20 protein-coding genes, 1 pseudogene and 1 riboswitch are annotated in these 20,039 nt (G+C 33.9%); of the genes and pseudogenes, 12 read left to right on the top strand and 9 right to left on the bottom strand.

All coding sequences use genetic code 11. From position 1 onward, the window contains the following. Nucleotides 1-158: 158 nt before the first annotated feature. Nucleotides 159-1,261 (top strand): annotated as a pseudogene (locus QM512_RS09725) (acyltransferase family protein). 134 nt (nt 1,262-1,395) lie between these two features. Here the strand turns inward: QM512_RS09725 and QM512_RS09720 are convergent. Both QM512_RS09720 and QM512_RS09715 read right to left on the bottom strand, forming a co-directional pair. Beyond that, entirely contained in the window at nt 1,396-1,758 is a 363-nt protein-coding gene (locus tag QM512_RS09720; protein ID WP_282806472.1) for a YjdF family protein, read from the bottom strand. A gap of 144 nt (nt 1,759-1,902) precedes the next feature. Further along, the gene (locus QM512_RS09715; RefSeq protein WP_282805470.1) at nt 1,903-3,681 is read right to left on the bottom strand and encodes a DHA2 family efflux MFS transporter permease subunit; all 1,779 of its coding nucleotides are present in this window, start codon (nt 3,679-3,681) and stop codon (nt 1,903-1,905) included. Nucleotides 3,682-3,857: 176 nt separating this feature from the next. On the opposite strand from QM512_RS09715, the gene QM512_RS09710 reads away from it, so the two are divergent. Further along, a complete protein-coding gene (locus tag QM512_RS09710) occupies nt 3,858-4,427 on the top strand; it encodes a TetR/AcrR family transcriptional regulator (protein WP_282805469.1) in 570 nt (189 codons plus the stop codon). A 145-nt stretch (nt 4,428-4,572) separates the two neighbouring features. Beyond that, complete coding sequence (locus QM512_RS09705) at nt 4,573-4,665, top strand: putative holin-like toxin (RefSeq protein ID WP_080558334.1); 93 nt, start codon at nt 4,573-4,575, stop codon at nt 4,663-4,665. 181 nt (nt 4,666-4,846) lie between these two features. Here QM512_RS09705 and QM512_RS09700 read toward each other — a convergent pair whose 3' ends face one another. Next, the gene (locus tag QM512_RS09700) at nt 4,847-5,260 is read right to left on the bottom strand and encodes a YjdF family protein (RefSeq protein ID WP_282805468.1); all 414 of its coding nucleotides are present in this window, start codon (nt 5,258-5,260) and stop codon (nt 4,847-4,849) included. Nucleotides 5,261-5,469: 209 nt separating this feature from the next. Here QM512_RS09700 and QM512_RS09695 point away from each other — a divergent pair, with 209 nt between their 5' ends. The 4 genes from QM512_RS09695 (at nt 5,470) to QM512_RS10225 (ending at nt 7,955) form a co-directional block, all read left to right on the top strand. Then, nucleotides 5,470-6,003: a TetR/AcrR family transcriptional regulator gene (locus QM512_RS09695; RefSeq protein WP_282805467.1), complete on the top strand. Its 534-nt coding sequence runs from the start codon at nt 5,470-5,472 to the stop codon at nt 6,001-6,003. Nucleotide 6,004: 1 nt separating this feature from the next. Continuing rightward, complete coding sequence (locus QM512_RS09690; RefSeq protein ID WP_282805466.1) at nt 6,005-6,601, top strand: NAD(P)H-dependent oxidoreductase; 597 nt, start codon at nt 6,005-6,007, stop codon at nt 6,599-6,601. Between the two features lie 86 nt (nt 6,602-6,687). Then, nucleotides 6,688-7,665: a helix-turn-helix domain-containing protein gene (locus QM512_RS09685; protein ID WP_282805465.1), complete on the top strand. Its 978-nt coding sequence runs from the start codon at nt 6,688-6,690 to the stop codon at nt 7,663-7,665. A gap of 101 nt (nt 7,666-7,766) precedes the next feature. Next, on the top strand, nt 7,767-7,955 hold the full coding sequence (locus QM512_RS10225) for a putative holin-like toxin (protein ID WP_317133738.1): 189 nt from the start codon (nt 7,767-7,769) through the stop codon (nt 7,953-7,955). A 143-nt stretch (nt 7,956-8,098) separates the two neighbouring features. Here QM512_RS10225 and QM512_RS09675 read toward each other — a convergent pair whose 3' ends face one another. Next, a complete protein-coding gene (locus QM512_RS09675; protein ID WP_282805463.1) occupies nt 8,099-8,608 on the bottom strand; it encodes a YbhB/YbcL family Raf kinase inhibitor-like protein in 510 nt (169 codons plus the stop codon). A gap of 142 nt (nt 8,609-8,750) precedes the next feature. Further along, a complete protein-coding gene (locus tag QM512_RS09670; protein ID WP_282805462.1) occupies nt 8,751-9,383 on the bottom strand; it encodes a TetR/AcrR family transcriptional regulator in 633 nt (210 codons plus the stop codon). Between the two features lie 206 nt (nt 9,384-9,589). Between QM512_RS09670 and QM512_RS09665 the strand changes: the two genes are divergently transcribed. Then, nucleotides 9,590-9,982, top strand: a complete 393-nt coding sequence (locus QM512_RS09665; RefSeq protein WP_282805461.1) for a hypothetical protein — start codon at nt 9,590-9,592, stop codon at nt 9,980-9,982. 472 nt (nt 9,983-10,454) lie between these two features. On the opposite strand, the gene QM512_RS09660 is transcribed toward QM512_RS09665, so the two are convergent. After that, nucleotides 10,455-11,480: a zinc-binding alcohol dehydrogenase family protein gene (locus QM512_RS09660; protein WP_282805460.1), complete on the bottom strand. Its 1,026-nt coding sequence runs from the start codon at nt 11,478-11,480 to the stop codon at nt 10,455-10,457. A gap of 147 nt (nt 11,481-11,627) precedes the next feature. On the opposite strand from QM512_RS09660, the gene QM512_RS09655 reads away from it, so the two are divergent. Then, nucleotides 11,628-11,963 (top strand): winged helix-turn-helix transcriptional regulator, encoded by a 336-nt coding sequence (locus QM512_RS09655; RefSeq protein WP_023599169.1) that lies wholly within the window; start codon nt 11,628-11,630, stop codon nt 11,961-11,963. 232 nt (nt 11,964-12,195) lie between these two features. Here the strand turns inward: QM512_RS09655 and guaA are convergent, their stop codons facing one another. Beyond that, on the bottom strand, nt 12,196-13,749 hold the full coding sequence (guaA, locus tag QM512_RS09650; RefSeq protein WP_282805459.1) for a glutamine-hydrolyzing GMP synthase: 1,554 nt from the start codon (nt 13,747-13,749) through the stop codon (nt 12,196-12,198). A gap of 188 nt (nt 13,750-13,937) precedes the next feature. On the opposite strand from guaA, the gene QM512_RS09645 reads away from it, so the two are divergent. From QM512_RS09645 to QM512_RS09635, 3 genes are all read left to right on the top strand, one after another. Next, nucleotides 13,938-14,714: a beta-carotene 15,15'-monooxygenase gene (locus QM512_RS09645; RefSeq protein ID WP_282805458.1), complete on the top strand. Its 777-nt coding sequence runs from the start codon at nt 13,938-13,940 to the stop codon at nt 14,712-14,714. A gap of 44 nt (nt 14,715-14,758) precedes the next feature. Then, nucleotides 14,759-14,857, top strand: a riboswitch (purine riboswitch). 71 nt (nt 14,858-14,928) lie between these two features. Next, nucleotides 14,929-15,507 carry a xanthine phosphoribosyltransferase gene (locus tag QM512_RS09640; RefSeq protein ID WP_282805457.1) on the top strand — a complete coding sequence of 193 codons (579 nt, stop codon included), beginning with the start codon at nt 14,929-14,931 and terminating at the stop codon, nt 15,505-15,507. Then, the gene (locus QM512_RS09635; RefSeq protein ID WP_282805456.1) at nt 15,508-16,836 is read left to right on the top strand and encodes a nucleobase:cation symporter-2 family protein; all 1,329 of its coding nucleotides are present in this window, start codon (nt 15,508-15,510) and stop codon (nt 16,834-16,836) included. It begins immediately after the preceding gene. 73 nt (nt 16,837-16,909) lie between these two features. On the opposite strand, the gene QM512_RS09630 is transcribed toward QM512_RS09635, so the two are convergent. After that, nucleotides 16,910-18,175 (bottom strand): UDP-N-acetylglucosamine 1-carboxyvinyltransferase, encoded by a 1,266-nt coding sequence (locus QM512_RS09630; protein ID WP_282805455.1) that lies wholly within the window; start codon nt 18,173-18,175, stop codon nt 16,910-16,912. A 133-nt stretch (nt 18,176-18,308) separates the two neighbouring features. Then, nucleotides 18,309-19,931: a CTP synthase gene (locus QM512_RS09625; protein ID WP_282805454.1), complete on the bottom strand. Its 1,623-nt coding sequence runs from the start codon at nt 19,929-19,931 to the stop codon at nt 18,309-18,311. Nucleotides 19,932-20,039: the final 108 nt, after the last annotated feature.

Here is a 20,039-nt window from a genome sequence, read left to right as displayed (position 1 = left end):
TTTCTCTTTTAACTTTATCATATCAATAATTTTACTATAGTTTACTAGTATCTACTTACAACGATACTTTACAAAGATAACTCCTTTTTGAATATAATTATGGTGGAAATAAAAATTATCCTAATTCAAAATAGTTACAATTATTTAGAAATATATAAATGAAAACATCAAATTCTAATGCTGATATCGGTGATTATTTAAAAGTATTTGCTTGTACAGCAGTTATGTCACAACTGATTATGTCCCTAATCATGAAAACTTTCCAACCAAATTCTATTCAAGATATCTTTGGCATCTTTTATAATTTAGTAAAGTACACGGCCCCAGCTTTCATCTTCGGTATTTTGTATACGACTATTCGAACTAATGACGAACATGGAAAATTCTCTTATTTTCATTATTTACGTAATAGTTGGTCAAACCTATTTGTACCAACATTCTGGTGGACTTTAATTTACCTACTAGGAATGCCATGGCTCCAACAAGTAAATCATTATCATAATTTAGCTTCTTTTTGCTGGCAATTTATTAATGGTAATGCCGCACCGCATTTATGGTATAACACAATGATGCTCCAATTTATTATTCTTATGCCATTATTTTGGGCAATTAGTTATTTCGTTAAGCACAATGGTAAAAGAGGACTTATTGTAGCTATTATTACTTTTATTTTTTTACTTCGCATGGCTTTATTTTTATGATTATTATGTTTTTCATGGTATTCATGAACACGATTGGTATTTACTAGATCGTGTTTTTATTTTCTTCTTTATTTATGGGGTCTACGAAGTTTTAGCATGGCAGTTTAAACATTATTACAATAAGTTTATTACTAAAGTATGGTGGCTAATTGCACTGCTTTTTATTGGTTGTTTTGTCTGGACCAATATTGAATTACATAGATTTGGTCATCCGGTTAATTTCAATAATGCCCCCTACTATAAACCATCAATGACATTTTATTGTCTAAGGGTAATCGCACTAATTTCTGCTTTCTATTTACATCAGGTTAAGAAAAATTCTCAAAAAAGCTTAAAAAATTTTCATTTCTTGGCTGTTTACGCATATCGCGCTTATTTATCTAATGTATTTCTGGAACCAACTGATTTGGCGTAGATTAAATATGCAGTATCATGCAGAAACTCATTCTATTTTGACACTTTTTGGCACTTGGATTTTATCTTTTTCATCCGCATATTTTCTTCATATTTGTTGGATAAAAATCAAGCATCTTATCTTAAAAAAATTTTTAGTCACTTAAGAATTTTAAATAAAAGTGCTACTCATTGCTCTTAAAACGGACTAAACAAGGCCATCTTATAATCTTCTTATTTCATCTAAACTATAATATATTTGTCAAAAAAGCCCGCGAAATTAATTGCGAGCTTTTGTTGATTAATGACCTCGATGTTTTTTTCGACGTTTAATTTGTTTTTGTAAAAAGCGCTCTTTTTGCATTTCACGTTTTTTATCTTTATTCATCTTTTTTCTAGTTATTTTCGATTTCTCAAATTGCTTTTTTAAAGCTTGTTGAGCTTTAGTACCAATTCCACGTTCCCGAACTTCTTTATGCGCTAATCTTTGAGCTCTTTTGGGGTTAATATGATGCATTACTTCCTGATCTAGAGTTGATTTGCTAAATCGTAAGTCAGAATAATGCTCATTCACCAAGTTAATTATTTTTGGTATCGTTGGCAATGAAGTTCCCATATTAACTTGAGCCACTTTATACTGAGTACCATCGAATCGCTCAAAAATTGCGAGGAAAGAGGGACATCCTAGGAGGAAGGTTACTGATATAAAGTTAATGATTATATATTCGGACTACCAACCGAATCGTGTTTTTACTTTCCTTAGAGGAAATTATACTAGAATTACCATGCTATTATCAAAGATGGAAAATTAGCAATATTCAATATCCTCTTTTCGATCAGTCAGCCAACATAAAGGTAGCCAAATAATCGTTAAGAGACTAGTGAGATTAAATACCTTTGCAAAAGCATTTGCCAGCTCACTGTTCTTCTTAGATTTAATTTTATCTAACGCAGAAACTAATTGCTGCTTTTGTGCTAGTAATTTAATGGCCGTTCCCATCTTTTGACGTCCCTTACTTAAAAGCTGCACATCTTGTTTTAATTGTGGAAGTGGCAGTGCTCCTAATTTCTTAGTACCACTATTCAACTTGTTATTAGCTGAATATAGTTTTCTGTAGGTTGTTCCTGCTTTAGGTAAAGGTAAATCAATCGTCTTTTTAGCAGCCTTCTTAATCTTAGCTTTCATTTGTTTTTGCTTGCTGCTGATCTTGTTATCATTTTTAGAATTCTTAAAAACAATCTTAATTTGTTCACGAGCCACTTTTTTAACCTCAGGAGAAAGATTCTTTTCTCTAATTTGAGTGTATGCAACATCCCTAATACTATCTTTTGCATTCACAACATTGTTATTAAGTAGAGTAACTAATAAAGCCATCCCTACTGCTTGACCAACATATCTAGCTGCATTGACTACTCCTGAACCAATACCCGTTTTTTGTACAGGTAAAAACTTAACTGATGATGTCAAAGCAATAGCCGTAAAGCCAAGTCCTATACCAATGATAATATTACAACTAACAATTATATCCTGGTTAGTATTGATTTTAATCATACCCAGCATAGCCAAACCACCAGCAGTAATGACTAAGCCAATTCCAATTAACATCTTAGAACTAACAGTCTTATACATTTTAGTAGCTAAAGGCATCCCTACTGCAATTGCCAATGATGCTGGAATAATTAAATAAGCGGAATGTAATGCAGAATAATTCTTCACGTTTTGTAAGAAATAATTCAAAATCAAGGATGGTCCAATAATAGCAAAACCAAAGACCATATAAATAATGCAAGATGATGAAAATGTCTTTTCTTTAAATAAACTCAAATTAACAACAGGTGATTTAACTTTAGCTTCAACTAAGATAAATAAAATCAAACTGATCAGACTACCAATAAAGCAACTTACAATGATATTTGAAGTCCAGCCATATTCTTTACCTTCTAGCAAGCCAAAGCATAGAGAGCCCATAAATGCAGTTAAAAAGATTACACCTAACCAATCAATAGATTTACTGATTGTCTCATCATATGATTCATTTGTTCCAATTAAGATCATTAAGAAAGCAACAATCGCAATCGGAACATTAATCCCAAAGATCCAATGGTAACTTTCATAATTAATAATAAAACCGCCAATAGCAGGACCGCCAGCTGCAGCTAAGGCGCTAAAAGCTCCCATTAACGCAGTAATCTTACTCGTATTCTCTTTACCAAATAGTTCAATACCCATTGGTAAAACAATTGGGGTTAAAATTGCACCGCCGATTCCTTGAAAGAAACGGTAAATAATTAATAGATTCAATGAATTAGCTGTCATACAGGCGAAAGAGAAACCACCAAATAGAACAACTCCTATTAACATGACCTTCTTTCGACCCCAAATATCTGCTAACTTAGAAGCAGTAATAATAAATGCTGCCATTGCCAAAACATAAATTGTTGCTACCCAACTAGTATCCGTTAAACCTGTTTTTAGGTCTTTCATGATATCAGGCAGAGCGATATTAACAATGGTTGCATCTAGTGCTCCCATGAACATTGCAAGTATTAAACCAACAAAGCCAATAATTTTTCTTGTCTTTGACATTGTTTTTCCCTCCAGTTTTAACCATGTCATTTACAGTTAAAAATTATTGACACACGTGTGACATTAACTGTACTATCACCATACGAGGAAATTTTTCATTTGACAATAGATTCAGTGAAAACTTAAATTGTGTCTCACTTTAAATAGAAGTGTGTCAAAATTAGGAGTAATAGGCGATGAGAAATAGAATGTCCAAGCAAAATAAAGAAAAAATTTTAAAAAGCTTTTTTAAACTATTAGAGGAAAAACCATATTCTGAAATTACGATTGTGGATATTTCTATTGGTGCAAGTGTGTCACGAAAGACCTTTTATCGTTTATTTAAAAATAAAGAAAATTTATTAAATACATATATTGATCAGTTACTTAATGATTGGGTTACTTATGCTAATAAAGAGAATCCCCAAAATTATGAAGATCTGATCACTTTACTTTTTGAATTTTGGAAACGATACATTCCCCAATTAACTATTTTAGTTAATGCAAATCTATCGTCGGTAATTTTAAACAAATTCAATTCTATTTTTCCACAGTACTTCATGGATTTTCACAACCAGCATCCCTCTATTTCTTACCAAGGTAACGAATATAATTCAATCCAAATGAAATATATTGCTCTTTTAAGTGTCGGTAGTTTATGGAATGCATTTTCTACTTGGTTAATCAATCCTACTGAAATTTCACTATCTAATTTAGCTGCTTTGGCCAAGAATAATTTTTTGTACACAAAAAGCCCGCGAAATTAATCGCGAGCTTTTTCACTAGTCTATATTCTGTTGCAAACAAATTTTCGTTATAAGTATATCCGCAGAAAGTTTTATGAGCGGTGGCTGTTTTTCCTCCCGGAGGTGAGGCCTATGGTCCGACATCAAATGGAAAGGGTTCAGCCAGATGAGCGTATACGAGGCTATCTCGTTAATGCTGTTGTTTGGTACTTTTGTGTTAGCATTGCTAACATATATCGATAACCACAACAAAAAATAAAAAACGCCGCTCAATTCATAACTTTTGACCGAGTTATTGAGTAGGCGTTTGCCAAAACTATAATTTTGTCACCGCTCTTAAAGCGGGCTGCATGGGAGATCTTATGATCTCCTTTTTCTTTATCTAAATTATAGCATATTAATCAACAAAAGCTCGCAAATTAATTGCGAGCTTTTGTTGATTAATGACCTCGATGTTTTTTTCGACGTTTAATTTGTTTTTGTAAAAAGCGCTCTTTTTGCATTTCACGTTTTTTATCTTTATTCATCTTTTTTCTAGTTATTTTCGATTTCTCAAATTGCTTTTTTAAAGCTTGTTGAGCTTTAGTACCAATTCCACGTTCCCGAACTTCTTTATGCGCTAATCTTTGAGCTCTTTTGGGGTTAATATGATGCATTACTTCCTGATCTAGAGTTGATTTGCTAAATCGTAAGTCAGAATAATGCTCATTCACCAAGTTAATTATTTTTGGCATCGTTGGCAATGAAGTTCCCATATTAACTTGAGCCACTTTATACTGAGTACCATCGAATCGCTCAAAAATTGCTTTGTAGAATGGTTCATCAAAAATAATAGTTAATACACCTTTAATCACTATGTACCCTCCTAAAAATAAGAGGAAAGAGGGACATCCTAGGAGGGAAGGTTACTGATATGAATAAATCATACATTCGGACTACCAACCGAATTGTGTTTTTACTTTCCTTAGCGTGTATTATAACAAATTATTTATCTTTTGTTGTCATGATAACAGTGTTATTATAGACCTAAAAAGATAACTCTGTTATCAAGAAAGAAGATAAAATGACAACCGAAGAAAAAATTATAAATCAAACCATTCATCTAATCGACACTAATGGGTATCAAAACTTAAGTTTACGCAAACTTACAAAGGAACTGGGACTTACAACAGGTGCTTTTTATAGACATTTCAAAGATAAAAATGAACTATTTCAAAAAACAGTAATCCAATTATCTAAACGATTTATTGAGCAGATCCCATTAAATGAAGATTATTCATCTAAGCAACAGTTACTCATTATCGCTAAATATATTTGTCAGTCTATAACTATGCATCCCAACCAAATGGACTTCTTATTCTACCAATTGTCAGCACTAGATTTATATTCAAATGCTAATCAATATCCCTTTTTGCAGAAAGTAAAAGTTTTAATTACTAATCTTAATTCATCAACTACTCTTTCTGATCAAGATTTATTTATTCAAATCTGGTCCTTTATTCAAGGATATGCATTACTAATTAAAAATAAAATTACTCGCTATGACGCACAATTAGTGGAATACACTTTAGATCAACTTTTGAAAGGAAAAGATTAAAATGGATTTCTTAATCATCTATTGTCATCCTTATGAAAACAGTTTTAACCATGCAATTTTAGAATCAGTAAAATCAAATTTAGCACATAAGCATAAAAGCTTTAAAGTAATTGACTTGTATCAAGAACAATTTAATCCTATTTATGACAAAGAAGAATTACGTTTATTTCATACTGGTAAAACTCATGATCCTCTAGTAACAAAATACTTAAATTACTTAAGAGAAGCTTCCGCAATAATTTTTATTACTCCACTTTGGTGGAATAGTATCCCGGCAATGCTTAAAGGCTTTATTGATAAAGTTATGAAAGAAGGAAAAGGATTATCCCATACTGTAAGCAAAACTGGTATTCACGGCGAATTAACTAACATTAAACATACTTATGTCCTCACCACTTCAACTTCACCAACTTTTTATGTCAAACTCTTTTTGGGAAATGGTATTAAACGAATTTTTGTTAACAAAACTCTAAAGCAATTAGGGATGCAAGATCGACATTGGATTCATTTTGGTGGTGTCACAAATTCTACACAACACCAGAGAATAGCTTACTTAACTAAGATTAATCACTATAAGTTTTCCTCTCGCAACTATTAGTTGCCTACAATGCAATCAAAAAGTGGTTGTCTGCAACCGCGATTTTTAATAAATTGAAATCAATCAACAAGGAAAGGACAATCCATATGAGATTAGGTCAAAAAATCACGGAATTACGAAAAAAGAATAATCTTTCTCAAGAAGGCTTAGCTGAAAAAATGAATGTTAGTCGCCAAGCCGTTTCAAAATGGGAAAGCGATCAATCAATTCCCGATATCGAAAAAATCGTTAGCTTATCAGAATTATTTGGCGTCACCACAGATTATTTACTAAAAAGTGGTGCTCCATCTTTTGAAATTAAAACAGTAGATATTCCCGCAGAAGATAAATTACCTATTTTACCTGATGAATTAGTTCAAAAATATTTGTCTACTGCCAAAAAGAGTTCACAATTACGTGCTTTGGCAATAGCTCTTGCTATCTTCAGTCCAGCATGTATTAGTTTTTGCAGTGCTCTTTCAGGGTTCCTAATAGGTGCCAGTGATAAAATGCAATTAATCATTTCCCTTATTGGATTTGCTGCAACCATTGTAGTTCTTGCAATTGCATGTGGTCTTCTAGTTTATAGTTTTCTTATTATGCGTGAATTTAAGCAGTTAAATAAACAAAATTTTGACATTATGAAAGAGAAAGAGAGATTAAAGTCTACTATTCAATCATTTCACCATACTAATGATAAATATTTTGTTTTATCCTGCATCCTAGCAGTCTTAGGTATTATTGGACCAGTAATGAGTGGTCTCAGCAACTCTAATGGGACAGTGTCTCTTATTGCCTGGGGAATAACTTTCTCAATTTTCAGTGGCGCCACATATTTCTTTATATCTTATATAGCGCAACTTCGGTATCTTTCTCTTTTAATTAAATACAGAAAGCATCTGCCGTCTAACTTACACAAATTATTTGTTTACGGAAGCTGGATCTATATTTTTTGTATTTTAGGTATAGATTACATTGTTAGTAGATTTATTGAACCTAATTTTAGCGCTACGAATGTTTTTTATTTAGGAATTGTAATCTATTGTCTATTTACATATTTTTTCATTAAGGAAAAAGCAGAATAAGTTTAATAGTAAAAGCCCGCGAAATTAATCGCGAGCTTTTTCACTAGTCTATATTCTGTTGCAAACAAATTTTCGCTATAATTATATCTGCAGAAAGTTTTATGATCGGTGGCTGTTTTTCCTCCTGGAGGCGAGGCCTATGGTCCGACATCAATTGGAAAGGGTTCAGTCTAATGAGCGTATACGAAGCTATCTCGTTGATGCTGTTGTTTGGTACCTTTATGTTAGCTTTGCTGACGTATATCGATCATCACAACAAAAAACAAACAAAAACGCCGCTCAATTCATAACTTTGGCGAGTTTATTGAGTAGGCGCCTGTCAACTTTATAACTTTAGCCACCGCTCTTAAAGCGGGCTGCATGGGAGATCTTATGATCTCCTTTTTCTTTATCTAAATTATAGCATATTTATTAGTAATTTTGATTTTGACTTTTACTTTGCTCTACTTGGAACTGAAATAGTCGCACTGTCAATTATATGACCTTCCATTTCACGCAAAAAGTCGTTTAACCAATAACCTTCTTTTAGATCAAGTTTTGTATCTAATGCATACACGGTTAAGGTGTAATAGTGCGTCTTATCAGGAGGCATCGGACCTGTATAGCCCTCAACTGGGCCAGAATTTTCACTCAAAAACTTGCTAATATTACTATTATTTCCTTGGACAAAATCAAGGCTGCTATTCTTAGAATGACTAATATTAGCTGGAACATCTTGAACCGGAAGATTGGCAGCTAACCAGTGAATCCAAGTAAATCCACAGACTGGAACTGAATCAAAATCTCTAAAATACACAGCTAAAGTTTTTGCCTTATCAGACGCATCAGTAATAAAAATTGGGAAAGATCTACTAGGCTTCCCTTCAATTTTTTGATCTTCATTAGCAAATTTACTGTAGCAATCCGGAATGAATCCATTCATAGTTGGAATTTCTATTTTCATTGACGTATCCCCTAAAACTGAGTTTTTTAATTACTATTATTCTCATGCTACTCATATTTAAGTACAATTATTTCTCAATTGCCAGTAAAAAAGCCAACTATCGTGTAGGTCAGCCTAATATACTATAAATTATTTATACTATCTATTTTTTATTCATATTCATGGAAGCTATCGGTGATTCACGTAAGAATGTAAGTATACTTTGACGAACATCATATGGAGCCAGCCTATCGCTGTATTCAAGTAAAACCCTTACCATTCCAATGATACTATGAACAAATACCTGGATACTAATCATCATTCTCATTTCTTCTTTTTCGTTCATCTTTAACTCATCAATATGCTTCATCTGGCTCATACGCTTCATAATTTCCTCACAACCAGTGTGGAAAATCATATTATAAAAGTGCATATCACCATTATCAGATAGTAAAATCTGAATTTCTTTTTTATTTGCATAACAAAATTCAATAGTATTTTTTGTTGCATTTAAAATATTTTCTAACTGATCCTCGAAAGGAATGTCTAGATCAAGATCACCTAATGAATCACGGTCTTTTTCAACATTTTTTAGATATTCTGCAACAAAGCTATCTTCTGTATCTCTTAGTAAGTCATGTACGTCAGAATAATATTGATAAAACGTTCTAGTACTTACGCCAGCCTTATCAATAATATCTTTTATTTTTAACTCATAAACACTTTTATTTTCTAAACAGCTTAAAAGAGCAGCACTTAAATTATTCTTTGTATTCTGTACCCTAATATCGCTCAAACTAATTCCTCACTTCTCTTTCTTGAATATTTACTGTCTGTAACTTTTTATTTCTTAATTATTAAAAATATTATGTCAAAAGTAAAATAACTTTTTACTTTTAGTATAAAAAGTTTTTCTTTTTCAACTTAGTTAACATTCATTGTTTTTACTTTTTTCAATTTATATACTTTAGTTGCAAAACTAAGAAGAGGACTTGATATGCAATGATTAATCTACATAACAATAGTTATGAAATTAGTAAAAAAGACCAAAAACTACTTAAACAATTTGAAAAACAAGTACTAAGTTCTCAAATCTTATATCCTTTTCATCCGATTAGACATATCAATTGCGAATTTTTTCACTTTATTAAGGGTTCTGGAAAAGATCTATTACTGGATTTCGTTATGCAGCCACAAAAACGTAATTTGATTTTTTCTGAACTACTATTTATTAGCTACAAATACTTAACTAAAGTTAGATACGACATTGACGACTATTTCCTTAGAAAAAATTGGGCTAATCTGATTAATGTTTCATACACCAATGATATTATTACTGATATTTCATCTTTCCTAACTAAGATCGATGAAGCAAATAAGCTTGAATTTAATTAAACACTATAAAAAGCCTATTAAATCTGAAGTGCCATAGAAAAGTTAGCAGAACACAGAGTTAGGGAAGGAAATCGTCTTCTTCAAAGATTCAATCGACACAGTGAATGATATTCTGATAATCAAAGAATCAATACTTTTATATCAATACTAACTAAACTAATCGATTCTCTTTCATAAAAAGTCTAATATGAGTCATGAGGAAATAACGGTTAGCCCGTTAGCTAATTAAGACAGTAGTTAAGATTGGTTATAGAAAAAAGCTCCAACGTAAGTTGGGGCTTTTTTTGCTTGGTGTATTTTACACTAGGTTTGTAAACATATAGTGATTAACACAACTAAAAATAATTAAAATGCTATTCATTGTTTTTATTAATTTCTACCAGTCTAGCATTAGTCTTAAAAAAGCAAAAAAAGGCCCCTAGCTTGTAAACTAATGGTCACTGGCAAACAATTAATGCTTGTAAGAACTATCTTAATTATTCTCCCAGTCAGAAATCACAACTTTTCCAGTCATGTGACCACTTTCCACTAATTTATGAGCCTTGCGTAAATTTGTTGCATTCAAAGGTGTTAATGACTTAGTCATAGTGCATCTAAGTTTACCACTATCTAACATTTGCGCGATTTTGTCTAAAATATCATGCTGAGTAATCATATCATCTGTTTGATAATAGGATTTTGTATACATCCATTCCCATGAAAAGTGTGCTTTCTTTTTAGTTAACAATCTCAAATTAATTGGACGATAGTTTTCAGTAATTGAAACAATGTGTCCTTCAGGCTTAATTAATTCACACATTTCTTTCCAGTGACCATCTAAATCTTTTAATTCCAAAATATAATCAACATACTTGAAACCTAATTTTCTCACTTGTTTTACCAAATCTTCACGGTGATTTACTACATAATCAGCACCATGATCTTGTGTCCATTTGATACTGTCTGGGCGAGATGCAGTAGCAATAACTGTTAGCCCTGCTAAATGTGCTAGTTGAGTTGCAACAGACCCTACTCCTCCAGCACCATTAATAATTAAAATTGTTTTATGTTGATTATTCTCTTGATTCCAGGTTAAATCCATTTGTTCAAATAAGGCTTCGTACGCGGTAAGAGAGGTTAAAGGCATTGCGGCTGCTTCATTATCTTTTAAAGTTTCTGGAGCATGACCAACTATTCTTTCATCAACCAGTTGATACTCACTATCACTACCTGAGCGAATAAATGAACCTGCATAAAATACACGATCACCAGGTTTAAAAAGGCTAACATTAGATCCTACTTCTTCAACTACACCACATGCATCCCAGCCAATTACTTTTGGAGTCTTTAAAACTGAATGTCCTCCTTTTCTTACTCCAATATCTACTGGATTGACTGATACTGCATTTACTTTTACCAGCAAATCATGTCCCTTAGCAGTAGGCTTTTTCATTTCAAAGTCAATCAGGCTTTCAGGATCATCAATTTTCAAATGTTTTTTAAATCCAATTGCTTTCATTTTTATCTCCTTTTCTATTTGCTAATTAATTGTAAGTGGAATATAAATAAAAACAAGAAGTGAATTTTTTCTTACTAAGTAACAAATTCTTCCCTAGCTCGATCCAATATAAAGATTTAAAATGAATTATTATATCGAGGTGAGAGAATGCCACATCATATTTATAATTGTGCCGAAGGTTGTCCTGTTGAAAGCACACTTCAAATTATCTCAGGCAAATGGAAAAGCGTAATTATCTATCATTTAATCAAAGAAAAGAACTGTCGCTTCAATGAATTGCAGAAGTTGATGCCTAATTGTTCAAGACGAATGTTATCACTGCAATTAAAAGAATTAGAAAACGATCAAATTATTGCTAAAACGATCTTTCCAACCGTGCCGCCTAAAACCAGTTATCAATTAACATCATTAGGTAAAACTCTTACTCCATTAATTCTAGAAATGGAAAAATGGGGAAATAAGTATAATCAATTACATGAATAAAAGCCCTTAGTTTTTATACTAAAGGCTTCTTATTTTGGCATACTTTGGCAAACATGATACTTCTTCGAATCAAATATCATCTTCTCCAATTACTGCTATTACAAAGGTTTTACCATGCATCCCTATTTATATTTTTGGCATACAACCTTATCTTTTTTTATTATTTTTGAGCTGGTTTCATTCCTTTAAATGCTTTTAAATCAAGGTTTACCATTCAAATTACATTGTCCGCTTATTCCCATTCAATAGTGGAAGGTGGCTTACTGGTGATATCGTAAACTACGCGATTAATGTGATCACATTCATCAACAATTCTAGTAGAGATCTTGCTCAAAACATCCCATGGAATTTGAGCAAAGTCAGCAGTCATCCCATCAATTGAAGTTACAGCACGGATACCAATAGTGTAATCGTAAGTACGTCCATCCCCCATAACACCAACTGAACGGATACCAGGCAGTACTGTGAAGTATTGCCAAATATATTCTTGCAATCCAGCCTTTTTAACTTCATCACGTAAAACTGCGTCACTTTCACGCACAATCTTAAGTTTATCTTCAGTAACTTCACCCAATACACGAATGCCAAGACCTGGACCTGGAAATGGTTGACGCCATACTAAGTCATGTGGAATACCCAATTTTTCACCAAGAACGCGCACTTCATCCTTGAACAACTTACGTAAAGGCTCAATTAATTCAAAATGCATGTCTTCCGGAAGTCCACCAACGTTATGGTGTGACTTAATTGTTTGAGCAGTATTAGTCCCTGACTCAATAACATCAGTATATAAAGTACCTTGAGCTAAAAAATCAACATCTTTTAACTTCTTTGCCTCTTCATTGAAGACTTCAATAAATTCTTTACCGATAATCTTACGCTTTTGTTCAGGATCAGTTACTCCCTTGAGCTTATTCAAGAAACGTTCTTGGGCATTAACACGAATGATATTAACGCCAAGATCCTTATTCAAAGCCTTCATTACTTGATCGCCTTCGTCTTTACGAAGCATACCATGATCAACAAAAATAGCAGTTAATTGATCTCCAATTGCTTTGTGCAAAAGTGTTGCTGTAACACTTGAATCAACACCACCTGAAAGACCCAAGATAACTTTCTTATCGCCGACTTTTTCACGAATTTCGTCAACTTGCATGTCAATGAAATCATCCATAGTCCAGTTAGCTTTTGCGCCACAAACATTAAATGCAAAATTCTTCAAAATATCTAAACCATATTCTGAATTACGAACTTCGGCATGGAACTGAATTCCATAGAATTTCTTTTCATCGTTAGCAATTGCAGAAATTGGACAGTTCTTACTTTTAGCAGTTACAGTAAAGCCTTCTGGAGCCTTAGTTACTAAGTCACCGTGACTCATCCAAACGTATTGCTCTCTTGGTAAGCCGCTGAATAATACTGCATTAGGATCAGTTACTTCAATATCAGCACGGCCGTATTCTGAATTATCAGCCTTTTCAACCTTACCACCCAAGTCGTAACTCATTAGCTGCATTCCGTAACAAATACCTAAAATTGGAATACCAAGCTTAAAGATTTCAGGATCAACCTTTAACGCACCTTCGTCGTAAACACTGTTTGGACCACCTGAAAAGATGATTCCCTTAGGTGCCATTTTCTTAATCTTGTCAATGCTCAAGTCATGAGGCAAAAGTTCTGAATAAATACCAAAATCACGGATTCGACGAGTAATCAATTGGTTATATTGACTACCAAAATCAAGCACGATAATCTTGTCAAAATCATTTAGATTAGTCTTAGCCACAATTTTCTCCTTCTAAAAACAATTCATCCCTATTTACTAGAAACTTTACTAAGAAAAATTCAATTGGTCAATCATTAATTTTTCTTAGTAACTTCACAAGCAGCAAAATAGCACTTTGATAATTTGTTATATAAAATTAAAATAAAACTATACTATTCAGCTTTTATATACAAAAGAGGGTGATACTTATGTCTCAAAAAAACTACTTATCTCAATCTTCGGTTCAAGATTTCTTATCCGCTAGAAAACGCAGTTCTACGTTAATTGCTATTGGCGTCATGTTATGTATTTTCTCGCCAATTACTTTATTAATCTTAATCAGTCTAACAAGATTAGATATCTTAACTTCATCGATTAATTTTGCGACAGGAATTGGCGTAATTGTTTTAATACTTCTAGTTGCAGCAGCTGTGGCTCTCTTTATTGCGGGAAATCATTGGCTAAAAGTTCACGAAAATTTCGAGTATGAAGAATGTAATCTTTCTAAAGAAACAAAAGAGCAAGTTCTTAAGTCAAGTAAAGAATATGAAAATCAGCACCTAGTTCTAAAAATTATTGGCATTACTTTCTGTATTTTATCTGCCATTCCACTTATGACGGGATCTTTATTTATTGGGTCTCTTTCAAATAGCCGAATCGATGACCTAATGACTGGTCTTTCAACTGCTACGATTTTTCTTGTAGGAATTGGTGTCTTTTTCTTAGTCAAAACTAATATTGTTCGTGATAGTTTTAATATTATTTTGCAAATAGAAGACTATACTACTGAGAAAAAAGCCAATAAAAAAATAATTGAAAAATATGCCACTATTTTTTGGATGACTATTTCTTTTATCTATCTTACTTATAGTTTCATTAGCAAAAATTGGAGTCAAAGCTGGATTATTTGGCCACTTGCTGGAATTACATATGGAATTCTTGAAGCAATTCTTTCTTTAAAAAAGAAAAAAGCAGTTTCAGAATGATTTATCCATAAAAAGGCACTTGTGTTCGGAAAATGATTCTGCTACACTCTAAATATCAAAATATCTATATATCGTCGTAATAAGGTCGACAGTTTCTACCCGGAACCAATTAATTCTGGACTATAGGTAATCGATGTCATAAGTAGCACTGCAATAGACTTCTTTTACCCTAATTCACGGGTAGAAGAAGTCTTTTTTATGCAGGAGGAAAAAATTGAAATTACTTGAGGAACGGATTCGCAAAGATGGTGAAGTACTAGACGGTGACGTCTTAAAAATTAATTCTTTTCTTAATCATCAAGTCGATCCGGAACTTATGATGCAAGTAGGAGCAGAATTCAAACGTTTATTTGAAAGCGAAAAAATCACTAAAGTTCTTACCTGCGAAGCTTCAGGAATTGCACCTGGTATTATGGCAGCTTATCAATTAGGCGTTCCAATGGTTTTTGCAAGAAAGAAAAAGCCATCTACTCTCAATGATGCAGTTTACTGGGCTGACGTATTTTCTTATACCAAAAAGGTTAACAATAAAATTTGTGTTGAAAAGAAATTTTTAAGTAGTGATGACCATTTATTAATTATCGACGATTTCTTAGCACATGGTGAGGCTGTTAAGGGAATGCTTAATATTGCCAAACAAGCAGATGCATCTGTAGCAGGCGTCGGCGTGGTGGTAGCCAAAGAGTTCCAAGGTGGTAGCGACTGGGTTAAAGAACATGGTTATCGCCTTGAAGCTTTAGCTAGAATTGCTAACTTTGAAAATAATCAAGTACATTTTGTAGGAGAAAAATAAATGAAGCATATGCAAGTTAACCACAAAAAAGCAGCTTTATTAGGATTGCAGCATTTATTGGCGATGTATTCCGGAGCTATCGCTGTTCCTCTTTTAATTGGTACAGCATTAAAATTTAACTCCACACAAATGACTTACCTAGTTTCAATTGATATTTTTATGTGTGGTTTAGCCACTGCACTTCAACTCTTGCGTAATCGTTACTTTGGAATTGGCTTGCCAGTTGTCTTAGGATGTGCAATTCAAGCAGTCGCTCCACTTCAAATGATTGGTAAAAAATTTACTATCGGTACAATGTACGGTGCTATTATTGTAGCAGGTATTTTCGTATTTTTAGTTGCTGGTTATTTTTCAAAAATAAAGAAACTCTTTCCACCCGTTGTAACAGGAAGTTTAATCACAGTTATTGGTCTTTCCTTAATTCCAGTTTCTATTCAAAATCTCGGTGGAGGAAATTCTGCTGCTAAGAGCTTTGGTGATCCTAAAAATCTTTTAACTGGTTTTATAACTGTAGCAATTATTTTGGCATTACAGGTTTGGGGTAAGGGATTCATCAAATCAATTGCCGTTTTAGTTGGATTAATTGCAGGAACCTTAATTGCAAGTACGCTTGGGATGGTATCGCTAACCCCAGTTGCACAAGCTTCTTGGTTTCACTTACCACAACCATTTTATTTCGGTATGCCACAATTTGAGTGGTCATCTAGCCTAACCATGATTATCATTGCACTAGTTTCAATGGTTGAATCAACCGGTGTCTTCTTTGCTATCGGTGACTTGCTACACAAAGATATTTCAAGTGATGATCTTAAGAAAGGATACCGTGCTGAGGGTTTAGCTCAAATTCTCGGTGGTATCTTCAACACTTTCCCATATACTACTTTTTCTCAAAATGTTGGTTTGCTTGAATTATCAGGCATCACTACTAAACGACCTATTTACTGGGCATCTGGATTCTTAATGTTAATGGGTTTATTACCAAAATTTGGTGCTTTAGTAACTATTATTCCTGATTCTGTCTTGGGCGGTGCAATGCTAGTAATGTTCACTATGATCGCCGTCCAAGGAATGCGGATGCTCAAGCGAGTTGATTTCGATGATACTCGCAACATCTTAATCGTAGCTATTTCTATTGGTTTAGGATTAGGTGTTACCGTTTATCCGCAAGTTTTCCAATCTTTACCTGAAACTATTCAGTTATTCCTTGGAAATGGTATTGTTGTAGCTAGCTTAAGTGCTACTATCCTCAACCTCCTATTTAAAGGAAAATCTGGCTTAGAAGAGCAGCCTATCCCTGCTGCACCAGAAAAAATTGAGGTACAACACTAATTAAAATTTTTTCTTAAAACCACATAAAAAGGACTTGGAATTTTCCAAGTCCTTTTTACTTTATTCAAAAACTTTAAACATCAATTACAGATACTTCTGCACCTAATTGACGCAACTTTTGTTCAATTCTATCATAGCCACGCAAAATATTACCTGCATTTGAAATGATAGTCTCGCCATCAGCCATTAAACCAGCAAGCATTAAACATGCTCCTGCTCTGATTTCACCAGCACTGACGTGTGCTCCATGTAAATGATGAGTTGGATGAACTAAGATGATGTTATCTTCAACATGAATATTGGCACCCATCTTTTGAAGTTCAGGAATATGTCCTACTCGCTTAGGATAGATCTGATCAATTACTACACCTTCACCAGTCTTAGCTGTTAAAAGAAGCGGAGTAAGTGGTTGCTGCAAGTCAGTTGCAAAACCTGGATAGACGTCAGTTCTAACCTGAACCATCTTTAAGTCACCTGCTGGATACACATACAGTGAATCTTCATCAGAGTCAATTACTACACCCATTTCCTCTACTTTTGCCAAGTACGAATCAAGGTGTTCTTCAATGATATTGTGAATTCTAATTCCATCACCAATACATGCAGCTAAAGCCACGTAGGTTCCAGCTTCAATTCGATCAGGGATAATAGTGTGCGGAGTTTGAGCATTTAACTCCTCAACCCCCTCGATTCGAATTACATCAGTACCAGCACCACGAATAACGGCTCCCATATTATTTAAAAATGTCGCTAAATCAATAATTTCAGGCTCTTTAGCTGCATTTTCAATAATAGTTTGTCCCTTAGCCATCACGCTAGCCATAATTATGTTCATTGTTGCGCCGACAGACGGCATCTTTAAATGAATTTTTGCACCACGAAGCCCAGTCTTAGGAGCTGTGATAATAATTTGATCGTTCTCATTTTCAACAGTTGCGCCTAACGCTTCAAAACCCTTAATGTGTTGATCAATAGGACGAGGGCCAATATCATCGCCACCTGGAAAGCCCACTACAGCTTTACCAAAACGACCTAATAATGCACCCATAAAGTAATAAGAAGCTCTCAAGCTCTTAATCTTTCCTGCTGGAAGGGGACTACGCTTAATGTCATCTGGATTTATTTGTAAAGTAGTCTCATGAAAATCACACTTTACATCCATTTCACTAAGTAGATCCATCAAATTATCTACATCAGCAATCCGCGGAACCCCTTCTAGGGTAACAGGAGTCCGCGAAAGTATTGACGCTGGAATCAGTGCTACAGTGGAATTCTTCGCACCGCCAATCCATACGTCGCCCTTCAGGGGCTTTCCACCATGAATAATCATCTGTTTCATTGGGGAAACAATCCTTTTCTCTATTTGTAATACCCAAATGTATCACAAAATATATTAAATGAAAAACGTAAAAAAAACAAGAGAACCCGTATATTATGGCCCTCTTGTTACCGAAATTTAATTTTTGAAAAGCCTAATTAAAATGTTGTGCTGGAAGACCACTAGCTGCACCAATAAATGCCTTGAATAAACCTTCTGGTCTTTGTGGACGACTCAAAAATTCTGGGTGGTATTGAGCAGCAATAAAGAATTTCTTATCTGGGATTTCTATGATTTCTACTAGGTGGTTATCAGGTGAAACTCCACTAAATACCATACCAGCCTTTTCAAATGCATCACGATAGTCATTGTTGAATTCGTAACGGTGACGGTGTCTTTCTTGAATAACATCTTGATCATCGTAAGCAGCACGAGTCTTAGTACCCTTCTTTAATGTAGCTGGATACAAACCTAAACGAAGAGTTCCACCAATATTTTCTTCATCACGCTTATCAGCCATGATATCAATAATATTATCCCTAGTTTCTGGATCAGCTTCTGCACTATTTGCATCTTTTAATCCAAGTACATTTCTAGCAAATTCAACACTTGCCATTTGCATTCCCAAACAAATACCTAAGAATGGAATATCATGTTCACGAGCGTATTTAATTGAAGTAATCATTCCTTCAAGTCCACGTGTACCAAAACCACCAGGTACAATTAAACCATCTGAATCCTTCATAATGTCTGCAATGTTATCTTCAGTAATGTCTTCTGCTTGGACCTTATTAACTTTAATCTTGGTATCGTATAAGTAACCTGCGTGTTGCAAAGCATCAGTAACTGAAATATATGCATCTTCAAGTTCTACATACTTACCTACTAAAGTAATTGTAGTCTCATGCTTTAAGTTCTTTGCACGTTCATCAAGTTTCTTCCAAGCTTCCATATCTGCTTCTGGTTTTGGACTTTCTAAATGTAAGAAATCACAAACCTTTTGATCCATCCCTTGATCTTGGAAAGCAAGTGGTAAGTCAAAGAGTGAAGGAGCATCAATAGATTCAATAATTCTATCTACTGGGACATCAGTAAAAGTAGAAATTTTATTTTTTAGTTCTTGAGGTACTGGCTTTTCAGCTCTTAAAACAAGCATGTTAGGCTGAATACCAATACTCCTTAATTCAGCAACAGAGTGTTGAGTTGGTTTGGTCTTCATTTCGTGAGCTGCGTGAAGGTATGGTACTAAAGTACAGTGAATATACATTACATTTTCTTCACCAACTTCACGACGCATTTGACGAATGGCTTCCATAAATGGAGTTGATTCAATATCACCTACTGTACCACCAATTTCAGAAATAATTACATCTGAATCAGTAGTTAAGGCAGCACGCATAATCTTTTTCTTAATCATGTCAGTGATATGTGGAATCACTTGAACAGTTGCACCATGATAGTCACCACGACGTTCTTTATCAAGTACTTCTTGGTAAATTTTACCTGTAGTCACGTTAGAATACTTACTTGTTCTAACGTCAACAATTCTTTCGTAGTGTCCCAAATCAAGATCGGCTTCAGTACCATCATCAGTAACGTAAACTTCACCGTGTTGATATGGGTTCATTGTACCTGGATCAATGTTAATGTAAGGATCAAATTTTTGCATCGTAACCTTTAGACCACGATTCTTAAGTAAACGTCCTAAGCTTGAAGCTGAGATACCCTTACCTAATGATGAAACAACTCCACCAGTTACAAAAATATACTTTGTCATGCCGTGCTTCCTCTCTTTTCTTTTATTCTTCGTTAAAATCAAAAAAAGCTCCCAAATTCATGGGAGCTTAAATGCACATAGAGTGCCCATACAAAATACTAAAGGGAA

Source organism: Lactobacillus isalae (assembly GCF_947539375.1).
Taxonomy (GTDB): domain Bacteria; phylum Bacillota; class Bacilli; order Lactobacillales; family Lactobacillaceae; genus Lactobacillus; species Lactobacillus isalae.
Note: the sequence above shows the minus strand (reverse complement) of the source record. Positions and strands in the feature narration are given on the sequence as shown.